General features: G+C 33.4%; 14 protein-coding genes, 1 pseudogene and 1 other annotated feature. All 15 genes and pseudogenes read right to left on the reverse strand.

Annotated elements, in window-relative coordinates; all coding sequences use genetic code 11:
* Positions 1–8: 8 nt before the first annotated feature.
* The gene (gene udk / locus BMX60_RS00775; protein WP_091347953.1) at positions 9–629 is read right to left on the reverse strand and encodes a uridine kinase; all 621 of its coding nucleotides are present in this window, start codon (positions 627–629) and stop codon (positions 9–11) included.
* A gap of 1 nt (position 630) precedes the next feature.
* Positions 631–1848 carry a peptidase U32 family protein gene (locus BMX60_RS00780; protein ID WP_091347956.1) on the reverse strand — a complete coding sequence of 406 codons (1218 nt, stop codon included), beginning with the start codon at positions 1846–1848 and terminating at the stop codon, positions 631–633.
* A 52-nt stretch (positions 1849–1900) separates the two neighbouring features.
* A complete protein-coding gene (mltG, locus tag BMX60_RS00785; RefSeq protein WP_091347959.1) occupies positions 1901–2938 on the reverse strand; it encodes an endolytic transglycosylase MltG in 1038 nt (345 codons plus the stop codon).
* A 21-nt stretch (positions 2939–2959) separates the two neighbouring features.
* Entirely contained in the window at positions 2960–3250 is a 291-nt protein-coding gene (locus tag BMX60_RS00790) for a DUF1292 domain-containing protein (protein ID WP_091347960.1), read from the reverse strand.
* Positions 3251–3264: 14 nt separating this feature from the next.
* On the reverse strand, positions 3265–3678 hold the full coding sequence (gene ruvX, locus BMX60_RS00795; RefSeq protein ID WP_091347963.1) for a Holliday junction resolvase RuvX: 414 nt from the start codon (positions 3676–3678) through the stop codon (positions 3265–3267).
* 119 nt (positions 3679–3797) lie between these two features.
* On the reverse strand, positions 3798–4055 hold the full coding sequence (locus tag BMX60_RS00800) for an IreB family regulatory phosphoprotein (RefSeq protein WP_091347965.1): 258 nt from the start codon (positions 4053–4055) through the stop codon (positions 3798–3800).
* Between the two features lie 106 nt (positions 4056–4161).
* Positions 4162–6765: an alanine--tRNA ligase gene (alaS, locus tag BMX60_RS00805; protein ID WP_091347967.1), complete on the reverse strand. Its 2604-nt coding sequence runs from the start codon at positions 6763–6765 to the stop codon at positions 4162–4164.
* 105 nt (positions 6766–6870) lie between these two features.
* Positions 6871–7064: a binding site (T-box leader), on the reverse strand.
* A 62-nt stretch (positions 7065–7126) separates the two neighbouring features.
* The gene (locus BMX60_RS00810; RefSeq protein WP_091347970.1) at positions 7127–8197 is read right to left on the reverse strand and encodes an AI-2E family transporter; all 1071 of its coding nucleotides are present in this window, start codon (positions 8195–8197) and stop codon (positions 7127–7129) included.
* Positions 8198–8270: 73 nt separating this feature from the next.
* The gene (locus BMX60_RS00815) at positions 8271–8600 is read right to left on the reverse strand and encodes a hypothetical protein (RefSeq protein WP_091347972.1); all 330 of its coding nucleotides are present in this window, start codon (positions 8598–8600) and stop codon (positions 8271–8273) included.
* Positions 8601–8611: 11 nt separating this feature from the next.
* Positions 8612–8776, reverse strand: coding sequence for a hypothetical protein (locus tag BMX60_RS11960; RefSeq protein WP_177159627.1), 165 nt, complete (start codon positions 8774–8776; stop codon positions 8612–8614).
* Positions 8777–8790: 14 nt separating this feature from the next.
* Positions 8791–9390 (reverse strand): PRC-barrel domain-containing protein, encoded by a 600-nt coding sequence (locus BMX60_RS00820; protein WP_177159628.1) that lies wholly within the window; start codon positions 9388–9390, stop codon positions 8791–8793.
* Positions 9391–9452: 62 nt separating this feature from the next.
* Complete coding sequence (locus tag BMX60_RS00825) at positions 9453–10376, reverse strand: DMT family transporter (protein ID WP_091347976.1); 924 nt, start codon at positions 10374–10376, stop codon at positions 9453–9455.
* On the reverse strand, positions 10354–10875 hold the full coding sequence (locus BMX60_RS00830) for a peptidylprolyl isomerase (RefSeq protein ID WP_091347979.1): 522 nt from the start codon (positions 10873–10875) through the stop codon (positions 10354–10356). Before BMX60_RS00830 ends, BMX60_RS00825 begins: the two co-directional genes overlap by 23 nt.
* Before the next feature lie 2 nt (positions 10876–10877).
* Positions 10878–11108, reverse strand: coding sequence for a DUF1653 domain-containing protein (locus BMX60_RS00835; protein WP_091347981.1), 231 nt, complete (start codon positions 11106–11108; stop codon positions 10878–10880).
* Positions 11109–11247: 139 nt separating this feature from the next.
* Positions 11248–11537, reverse strand: a pseudogene (locus tag BMX60_RS00840) (UPF0236 family protein); the annotation flags it as partial.

An 11537-nucleotide genomic window follows, 5' to 3' on the forward strand; every position in this document is an offset into this window, starting at 1 on the left:
TTATTCTTTTAATTATTTAAAAGGGCCAAAACTTTAGTTACCAAAATATCGATGGCAACTAGATTTTCTCCTCCTTCAGGAACTATAATATCTGCATATTTCTTTGATGGTTCTACAAATTGTAAATGCATAGGTCTTACAGTGGAAAGATATTGTTCCACTACAGAATCAATGGTACGACCCCGTTCTTTAATATCCCTCAACAATCTCCTTATTATTCTCACATCAGCATCAGTATCAACATATACCTTTATGTCAAGGAGATCTCTAATCCTTTTATCTTCTAAAATTAATATTCCTTCAAGGATTATAATCTTTCTAGGTTCAACCCTTACCGTTTCCTTTTCTCTAGTATGGGTGACAAAGGAATAAACAGGTTTTTCTATTGCCTTACCATTTCTTAAATCCTTTAAATGTTGAATTAATAATTCTGTATCAAAGGCAAAGGGATGATCATAATTAGTTTTTAATCTTTCTTCAAAGGAAATATGACTTTGATCTTTGTAATATGCATCATGTTCAATAACAGCTACATGTTCTTTATCAATACAATCAAAGATTTTTTGGGCTACCGTTGTTTTACCTGAGCCTGTACCCCCAGCTATCCCAATTATCATCGGTCTCTCCATACTATTTCTCCCTTCTAATTATTGCTAGTTCCTTGATATCTGTGTCAAATACTGCTTTGATTCTTTGTTGGGGATGAGGGGCTTTCTCAATTTCATTGCCATCCATATCCCACATTTTTAAAATTTTCCCTTCTTTAATAACACCACCAGGCATTAATATATCAAAACTTTGCTCTAAGTTAAAGTTATTTCTCTGTTCAATTATAGCAGTTCTTCCATCTTCAAAGACTTCTAAAACTAAAGCAACAAAATCTATATCCCTTATATAGTGGGAACTTTCATATGTCTGCCCATCTGGTCCAACCTTTTCTTTATAAAACCCGGAAGTAAAATGACGATGACTTGATTTTGCCAATTCCCCCAACCATTTAGGATCAAATTGATAATCTTTACCTTTAGCAAGTATTTCATCTAATACCTGACGATATGCATTAACAACTGTAGCTACATAGTTAACACTTTTCATTCTACCTTCTATTTTCAAGCTATCAATTCCAACTTCAACTAGTTCATGTAAAAACTCAATAGTCCTTAAATCTTTAGAACTAAGAATATAGCTTCCCCTATGATCTTCTTCTATTGGATGAAATTCATTGGGGCGCTTTTCTTCAACTAAATAGTATTTCCAACGGCATGGTTGGGCACAATCACCTCTGTTGGCATCTCTGCCTGTTAGAAAGTTGCTAATCAAGCAACGACCAGAGTAGGCCATACACATAGCCCCATGGACAAAGGTTTCTATCTCGATATCTACTTTTTCTTTAATCTCTTTTATTTCCTTTAGAGAAAGCTCCCTTGCCAATACTATCCGTGAAACCCCTTGCCCTTGCCAAAACTGGGCTGCCCTATAATTTGTTACACTAGCTTGGGTGCTGAGGTGAATTTCCATATCTGGAGCTTCTTCTTTAACTATTGATACCACTCCCGGATCAGAAACTATGACCCCATCTACTCCTACTGCCCCTAGCCAGCGAACAAAATCAGGGAGAGTTTTTAAATCTTCATTGTGGGCTAAAATATTTAAAGTTACATATACCTTTGCCCCATGGCTGTGGGCATAGTAAAGGCCTTCAAGTAATTCAGCTTCATCGAAATTTGTAGCTTTTGCCCTAAGTCCAAAATTTTTCCCTGCCAAATAAACGGCATCGGCTCCATAGGCAATAGCCACTTTAAGTTTCTCCAAATCCCCTGCAGGAGCTAATAATTCAGGTTTTTTCATAATTAACACCCCATTTTTTTACAATAAGAAACGTGGTTTTTAGGCCACGTTACTAATTTCTATTACTTTTTGCTATATTTGCTAAATGTTCTTCATAGGTTCTAGCAAAATAATGCTCTCCTGAACCGTCTTTTTTTGTAACAAAGTATAAATAATCTGTTTCCTCATAAAACAAAGTGCTATGAATGGCATTTCTCCCTGGAGCCCCTATGGGTCCTGGAGGTAATCCGGGAAAAACATAGGTATTGTAAGGATTAACAATTTTAGTGTCAGAGATTAGTACCGGTTCCCTTTCTGTAAAATAAAAGACAGTGGCACAGGACTGTAAAGCCATATTGATCTTTAACCGGTTATGGAAAACTCCAGCGATAATAGGCCTTTCCTTGTCCACCATTGCCTCTCTTTCAACAATAGAAGCTAATGTTACCACTTGGTGAACTGACATCCCTAACTCTTCAGCCCTTTTTCGGTATTCTTCAGGAAAATTTCTCTCAAAATTCCTTAACATTATATTAATAATTTCCCACTCACTACTATCTTCAAATACCTCATAGGTATCTGGAAAAAGGTATCCTTCTAATCTATAGTCGACATTATCAGGTATTCCCTGGATAAACCAATAATCAAATTCTCCATTTTGGATTAAATCCAAGAATTCATCTTTATTTATCAATCCTTGATTCTCCAAACGGGTTGCTATTTGCTGGATTTTCAATCCTTCTGGAATAGTAAACCTCACAGTTGGTTTTTTTAGTTTTCCTTCTAAGAGAATTTCCGTCAATTCTCTATAAGATAAACCATCATTTAATTGATAGATACCTGCTTGGAGCCTGGAACTATAATTATATCTTCGTAAATAAAGACGATATAAAAGGGAATTTTTTATTACCCCATGATCCTCTAAAATTTCCGCAATAGCTGCTGGAGAAGTTCCTATAGGTATGACTATTTCCACATTATTTTCACCTTTTCCAGGAGGTAAAGTGAGAATATAAAGGGCTATGGAAAGGATTATTATTAAAACTAAAAGGACTGAAGCTGCAATTGCTAATAATCTAAAGACTTTACTTTTCTCCAGATTAAGGGTCATTTTCTCCCCTCCCGGAAGTTTCTATTCTAAATCTTCATCCTCTTCATCATATTCAATTATAGCATGATAAGCATCTTCAACTTCTTCAATGATTTGGGGATCCTCAACGGCTGTGAAATGTTCTTCACCATTTTCATCAACTGTAACTTCAAAAACATAAAGTTCAGCATCATCGTCATCTAGTTCATCTACCGCTAACAATAGGGCATATTCCCTATCATCTTCAAAGATTATCCTTTCATATTCTACAAATGTGTGTTCCTTTCCCTCATCATCCACTAAAACAATTTTAACATCTTCTTCATTATACATTTTACATTTCTCCTTTACTTTTTATTTTTATCTAAATATGTTTGTAAAATTAACATGGCAGCCATTTTATCCACCACTTTTTTTCTTTTGTTTCTACTGACATCTGCACTTATAAGTTGCCGTTGAATTTCAGCGGTAGTCAATCTTTCATCTTGTAATACAATATTTAGTTGAGGAAACCGCTTTTGCAAAACTTCAGCAAATTCTTGGCTCATAATTGCCCTAGGACCTAAAGTATTGTTCATATTCTTAGGTAGTCCTATAACAATAGTAGAAACTTCATAATCCTTAATTATTTGAGCTAGTTCCTCAAGTTCATCCTGCCCTTCTCTTTTAATTACCTTTAATCCTTGGGCAGTTAACCCTAGTAAATCAGAAACTGCTACACCAATAGTCTTTTCTCCTAAATCAAGTCCCATACATCTCATGAAAGCACCTCTAAAAGAATATAACCATATTATACAACATTTCTAAAAAGATTACATACCAAATTTAAAATTATTTTCTTGCCCCCTTCTACAAAAACCTTTGAAGGGGGCTGATGTCATTACTTAATAACAACATCAATATAATTTTTAACCAATTCTTCTAAGATCTCATCTCTTTCAAGTTTTTTAATTTTAACCCTAGCATTGTTATGGCTTGTAATGTAAGCAGGGTCACCAGATAAAAGATAACCTACTATCTGATTCATAGGATTATAACCCTTTTCTTGCAAGCTTTTATAGACATCGGTCAAAATTGCCTTAACATCTGCTACTTCCTTTTGAGTAGTAAATTTCATCGTATGTTGGGATTCAGTCATAATGTCTAACCCCCTTTTCATTTATTTGTATTAATCCATATTCGACAAATTTAGATAATTTCCTCTAAATTTGCAGTTAAACTTAATTTTCCCAAATTAAAATCTCCTATTCAAGGATATTATATACTTTTTCTAATGCCTCATCAATTTTGTCGATATTTTTTCCACCAGCTTGAGCCATGTCTGGGCGTCCACCGCCTCCACCTCCAGCTACTTGGGCAACTTCTTTAATTATTTTACCACAATGTATACCATTTTTTACGGCTTCTGAAGTGGCTTTAGCTACAAAGTTAACTTTATCTCCTGTTACAGTCCCAAGTACAACTAAGGCATTATTTCGGTTTTCCACCACTGAATCCGCCAATTCCCTTAAAGTATCGACATTTGTAACATTTACTTTTTTAACAAATACTTCCGTTTCTCCTACAATCTTTTTAGTTTCTAAGATTTCTTCTTTAATAGACTTGGCCAATTTTTGGAGTAAACTATTGATTTCCTTTTCTTGTTCTTTAACTTTTTCTATTAAACCTTCAGCCTTTTCCACTACATCACCTAATTGACATTTGAAAAGTCCTGCCAAATCTTCGATAGTTCTTTGATATCCTTCTAAAATTTCAAAGGCTTTATTTCCAGTTACCCCTTCAATTCTCCTTAAACCTGAGCCAATACCACCTTCAGAAATAATTTTAAAGTATCTAATTTCTGAGGTATTTTTAACATGGGTTCCACCGCAAAGTTCTAAACTGTATTCTCCCACTGCCACTACCCTTACTTGTTTTTCATACTTCTCACCAAATAATGCCATTGCTCCTTTTTTTCTAGCACTTTCTAAGTCCGTTTCTTCTGTTGTAACAGGTAAGGCTTTTTCTATTACTTCATTGACCTTTTGCTGAATTACAGCCAGTTCTTCTTTTGTTAAAGGCCCAAAATGGGTAAAATCAAATCTCAACCGTTCAGGTCCCACTTCTGATCCTGCTTGTTCTACATGGGAACCTAACACTTCCCTTAATACTTTATGGAGAATATGGGTTGCTGTATGGTTTTTTTGTATATTTTCACGATAATTTTTATCCACTGAGAATTCAGCTGTTTGACCTACTGAAATACTACCATTAGTCACTTTTCCTTTTAAAAGAATATAACTTCCTTTTTTCTGGGTATCAATTACCTCAAAACTTCCACTTGAGGTAATTACTACACCCTTATCTCCCAACTGTCCTCCACCTTGTGGATAAAAAACACTGTTTTCAGTAACTAAAAATACCTCTTCCCCTACTTCTGCCTTTTCTACTTCAACATTGTTTTTTAAGATAGCAACTACTTTATCTTTATTAACGATATTTGTATAGCCTATAAAATTACTTTTTTCTAAGTTATTTAATTTTATTACTTCTTGGGTACCCATGGCTTCAACTTCACCCCTGGCTTCCCTTGCCCTTCTTCTCTGAACTTCTAGCTCTTGTTTATACCCCTCTTCATCTAATATAAATCCTTTTTCTCCAATTACTTCTTTAGTTAAATCTAATGGGAAACCATAGGTGTCGTATAACTTAAAGGCGATATCTCCTGGAAATACTTGTCCTTTAGTTAGTTTAGCCAACTCATTTTCCAAAAGTTGCATTCCTTGTTCTAAAGTTTGGGCGAATTTCTCTTCTTCTAATGTTACTACTTTTACAATGTAATCCCGTTTAGTTTTAAGTTCAGGATATCCGTCCTCCATTAGTCCGATTACTACATCAACTAATTTATACATAAACATTTCCTTTAATCCTAAAAGTAAGCCATAGCGAACAGCCCTTCTCAAAAGACGTCTTAAAACATAGCCCCTTCCTTCATTACTGGGAAGTACCCCATCAGCTACCATAAATACTACAGCTCTACTGTGATCTGCAATAACTTTTAAAGAAACATCTATTTCCTCTTTTTCTCCATATTTTTTACCAGTAAGGGCTTCCATTTTTTGAATGATAGGGAAAATGATATCTATTTCAAAATTGTTGTTAACACCTTGCATTACCGCTGCAATTCTTTCTAATCCCATACCGGTATCAATGTTTTTACTAGTTAAAGGGTGATAATTTCCATCTTCATCTTTATCGAATTGGGTAAAAACTAAGTTCCAGACTTCTAAGTATCTATCACAGTCACATCCAGGTTTACAATCCTCTTTACCGCATCCAAATTTTTCCCCTTGATCTACATATATTTCTGAACAAGGACCACATGGCCCCACTCCAACTTCCCAAAAATTATCCTTTTTACCTAATCTAACAATTTTCTCTTCAGGTATGTTAATTAAATCTTTCCAGAGATTATAAGCTTCTTGGTCTTCTTCATAAACACTTACCCATAAATTTTCAGGGTTTAAGCCTAAATTCTCTGTAAGAAACTCCCATGCCCATTTAATAGCATCTTCTTTGAAATAATCACCAAAGGAAAAGTTTCCTAACATTTCAAAAAAAGTATGATGTCTCGCAGTTTTACCTACATTATCGATATCTCCAGTTCTGATACATTTTTGGCAAGTACTAACCCTGGGATTTTCCCTTTTAAGTTTACCAGTAAAATAATCTTTAAAAGGTGCCATCCCAGCTCCGATTAGTAAGAGACTTGGATCATTTTGGGGAATTAGTGATGCACTTTCTAAAACATCATGGTTTTTACTTTTAAAAAACTCCAAATACCGTTTTCTAATTTCACTGGTTTTCATAAATCTCTAGTCTCCTTTCATTATTTTTTCTAAGTTTTATGTAGCATGTTAATTAAATACAAGATCTACTTATTGAAACTATAAAATAAGTCCCTGTTGAAAATCAACAGGGACGGAGTTACCGCGGTACCACCCTTATTGCCTAAAGGCCACTCATTTGGTTATAACGGAACCACCGGTATGTTTTGCATACATCTCAGGGGTAGCTTTCAGTAGCTTGTAAATAAAGATCTTGCAGCCTGAGGATCTTCTCTCTGAAAATTACAGTGGCTACCTACTCATCCCTTCACAGATAATTATCGATTTTTATTTGCAATTTATTATATACTTTGTTCATTACCTTGTCAAATATTTCTAAGATTTAATTTTTAAACATCCCTTCTGGCAAATAATGTCTTAAAAAGTTACGAACTAAAATTCTTATTATCGCCATTACTGGAACACCAATTATCATTCCGATAATACCGAAAAACTTTCCACCAGCTAAAAGGGAAAAGATTACTAACAAGGGATGCATTCCCATCTTTTTACCTAATACCTGGGGAGCAACTAAATTACTTTCAATTTGTTGAATAATTATAATACCTATAGCCACTTTTAACGCTAACATAGGGCTGGTAAATAGAGCGACTATCACTGAAGGTACAGCTCCGATAAAAGGACCAAAATATGGTATGATATTGGTCACCCCAGCGATTATACCTAAGATAAGGGAAAAGTCTACTCCAATAATTAATAACCAAAGATAAGTTAAAACACCGATAAAGGAACAGATTATAAATTGTCCCCTAATATAATTACCCAATGATTCATCAATTTCTCCCATAACTTTTAAAAACTTTTGCTGCTTTCTTGGAGAAATTAACCTAAGTAGATAATCTTGAATTAAGTAATAATCCCTTAAGCAATAGAAAGTTAATACTAATACCAAAAATATTTGAAAAGTTGTAACTGCTGCACTGATACCCCTTTGAGGGATTGTTTTTAAAAAGTTAATAATTCCTTCTTCTAAAAGATTTGCATTTTTTTGGATGCTTTGTTGAATACTTTCAGGTAACTCTAAGCGATTTATTTGTTCATTGATATCTACAATATATTCTCGAATTTTTACAGAATACTCCGGAACTAAACTTTCCAAGCGGGTAATTTCAGAATAAATGACTGGAATTAACTTGGCTATTGCAGTAAAGATCAATAAAAAGAACAGTAAGTAAATTATCATAACACCTAAAATCCTAGGTATCTTCCTTTTTTCTAATAATACTACAATGGGATTTAATAAATAGGCCAATATATATGAAATAATAAATGGTGTTACTAAAGAAATTATTTGTTGTCGGTATGTATATAAAACTATTAAAGAAAAAATTATAATTCCCAATTTTAAAATTAACTTGACATATTTATTTGAGAAAAACTCCCTTATCGTCATTATCAACACCTCCCCCTTTATTTTAACATTCTATGCTAATAAATGGAATAAAATTTCTTAATTTAAAGGCAGTCTATTTTTCTAGACTGCCCCTTCTCTTGTGTTTAGTAATAGTTAGTCTCGTAGGCTTTTTCCTTCTACCAATAATTCTTCTGTTATCATCTTCATTAATTTCATTAAGTTGTTCTTCTTCATCTTCATCATATTCTTTAAAGTAATCGTTGTACTCGTCTTCATTAAAGTTTATTGCATCTATATCTTTTTCTGTATTTAAATCCTTTAGGAAACTATCCTCCTGATCAAACAAAAAACTTTTGTTTTTTTCCCTACTTTTTAAAATTTGTCCAATTGCTACTCCTATAATACCGCCGATAATTAATCCCCGTAGATAACCCCGTCTCAATTTAGCACCTCCTAGTAGTCTTCTAATGCCACTAAAGTACCTTCATCATCCACCTCAAAAACTCCAGTTACAGAATTTTTACTATCTACATTAAAAAGGACAAAACACTGCCAACAATAATATTGATTATTAGCCACCTTGCCTATTTCCTTTGAATTACAAACAGGGCAAAACATAATTTAAACCTCCATTAATATTCTTCTACATTAGACCAATAGTCAGCACCTTCCTCTGCTTTTTCCCAAACCTGTTCTAATTTTGATAAACGCTGTAATAAGAGGTCTTTTTTTGTTGCATTTCTTTCAAAAAAATCTACAACATAGTTAGGTACCACTACTGTATCCTTTCCATATATTGTTGACCTAGGCAAGGGAATTATACCTCTTCCTTCTAAAATATCATGAATTATACCTTCAGAAACTTCAAAACCTATAATATGGCCATTGTTTTCATTTACAAAAATATCTCCAATTATGCCAAGATTTTTACCTGATTGGGTAAATACTGGTTTTGTCAACATATCTTTGAAATTTATAGAATCACCAAAGGATTTTAGATCATTTTCAAATTTTATATCTTCTTTATCTATAATTATAGCACCTTCACCAATATTTTTTATTTCCTTTATATCAACAATTTTTTTATCCCTTAAAAACCCCCCTTTATCTAATATAAAACCTGTAATAGCACCTTTACTTAAGTTTAATAATATTTCTTGCACTATTCCTATTTTTTCCCCATTAGTAGTTATTATTAAGGGTAAACCGATGATGTCGCTAATTTTTAACAAAATCTTCACCCCCTCTTAGTTTAGTATTTCCGAAAAAATATAAAAAAATAACCACTGAAAAGTCAGTGGTTAGCGGCAGATTTGGAAATGGTTACATTTTTTAGTTTTCCGTTAACTAAATAAACTCCTAAAACTATTATCGTTCCACCTAAATATTGAAAAAAACTCAAACTTTCCCCTAAAATAAAGTAGGCAGCTATAACTCCCACAAAAGGGGATAAATTAATATAGACGTTTGTACCAGATGCCCCTAACTCTTTTAAGCTAAAAAGATAAAGAAAATTAGCTAAAGCAGAACATAATAATGCCAAATAAGCTATGGAAAAGAGGGTTAAAGGTGAAGGTATGAAAAGTTTAGGGCCTTCCAATAAAGCTATGGGAAATAAAAATATAGTCCCATAGATCATCTGGTATGCCGTTATCGTTAAAGTAGGAATATGGGGCTCAAAACCTCTACTGATAATAGAATAAACAGACCAACTTATTGCTGCTCCCAACATTAAAAAACTACCTATTACTTCATTTTGATTTCCTTGAATAGTAATAGAATTACCAATTACCATTATAACTCCAATTATTGAAACGGTAACCCCTAAAGTTTTATTTAAATTTGTAGGGATTTTAAGGAAAATAACTTCCATAATTATAGTGAAAATGGATATTGTAGCTAAAATAATGGTTCCATTGGCAGCGGACATAATGTTAAAACCGTGATTTTCAAATAAAAAGTAAAGACTGTAACCCACCAATCCACAGATCATAAATTTTAAATGGGTTTTCCCACTAATTTCAACTCTGCCATATTTCTTATAGCTTATTCCTAGCAACAAAATACCTGCAATAAAAAACCTTACTGTTGCCAATACCGATGGTGTTAATTCCCTTAAAGCTAATTTAGTTATAGATCCAGAAACTCCCCACAGTAAGATGGTAATTAATATAGCTAAATTAGCTAATGCTGCCCTAGAATTTTTCAACTTCACCATAGTCTACCCCAAAGGTTTCTACTGTAACCTTTTCGATTTTTTCTTCTACTAATGGCCTATCATATAAATTTCTTTTTACATTGACAATCCTATCTACTTCTTCCATCCCTTCTATTACTTTACCAAAAGCTGCATATTGACCATCTAAATGGGGAGCTTTTTCTACCATAATAAAAAATTGGGAACCAGCGGAATTAGGATCCATGGTTCTAGCCATAGATAACACACCTCTGTCATGGGCTAAAGGATTGGGAAAACCATTTGAAGTAAACTCTCCTTTAATGCTGTAGCCAGGGCCACCAGTGCCATTTTTCTCTGGACATCCTCCTTGTATCATAAACCCTGGTATTACCCTATGAAAAATCAAACCATCATAAAAGTTCTTTTGAATTAAACTGATAAAATTCCTTACAGTATTAGGAGCTATTTCTGGATATAACTCTGCTTTAATGATATTTCCGGTCTCCATTTTGATTGTTACTATTGGATTTTTAGCCATTTTTAACATCCTTTCTCATTTTCTTTTATTAAACTAAATCGGGGGATTACTTTTCCTTCTACTTCCACCAGTTCTTCAAACATTTTCCTTGGTCTGACCCAAAGGGAAAAATCACCATATAAACACTGATAAACAACCATTTCTTCTAAAGTCTCTGAATGTTTAGCAATATGTAAAACTTTATATTCATTACCTTTATAATGGCGGTATCTCCCTCCAATTATTATTGCCATCTACATCACCTGCCTTGCATTATCAGTAGTTAATTATTATTATAATATAAGTTAAGGAAAAAGATAAATAGATATTTTATGAAGGATAGTGTCAACTTTTTATAGGATATTTATAAATTGATGACCACTCTATTTTGGTTTATAAATTAAATGTTCCATTATGCATATCTTTCAAACATTTAAACATTGGTATGACTTTACCTTTGCTTAATATAGGTACATTATTTAATAGTTCACGTGCCTTGGTATAGGTATTTTTGATCTTTAGGACAATATTTTTTTCCAGGCTATAGCTTTTCTTTGCTTCTGATTTTAAATGTTTAAGTGTAATTTTGCCACCACTACTTAAATATGCTCGTAACTCAGCCATTGCCCGCAGTCCTTCACGACTCCAACCCATTGGTCGGCTGCTTAAGCGGCTTGATAGTA

The organism is Anaerobranca gottschalkii DSM 13577, from assembly GCF_900111575.1.
GTDB lineage: Bacteria > Bacillota > Proteinivoracia > Proteinivoracales > Proteinivoracaceae > Anaerobranca > Anaerobranca gottschalkii.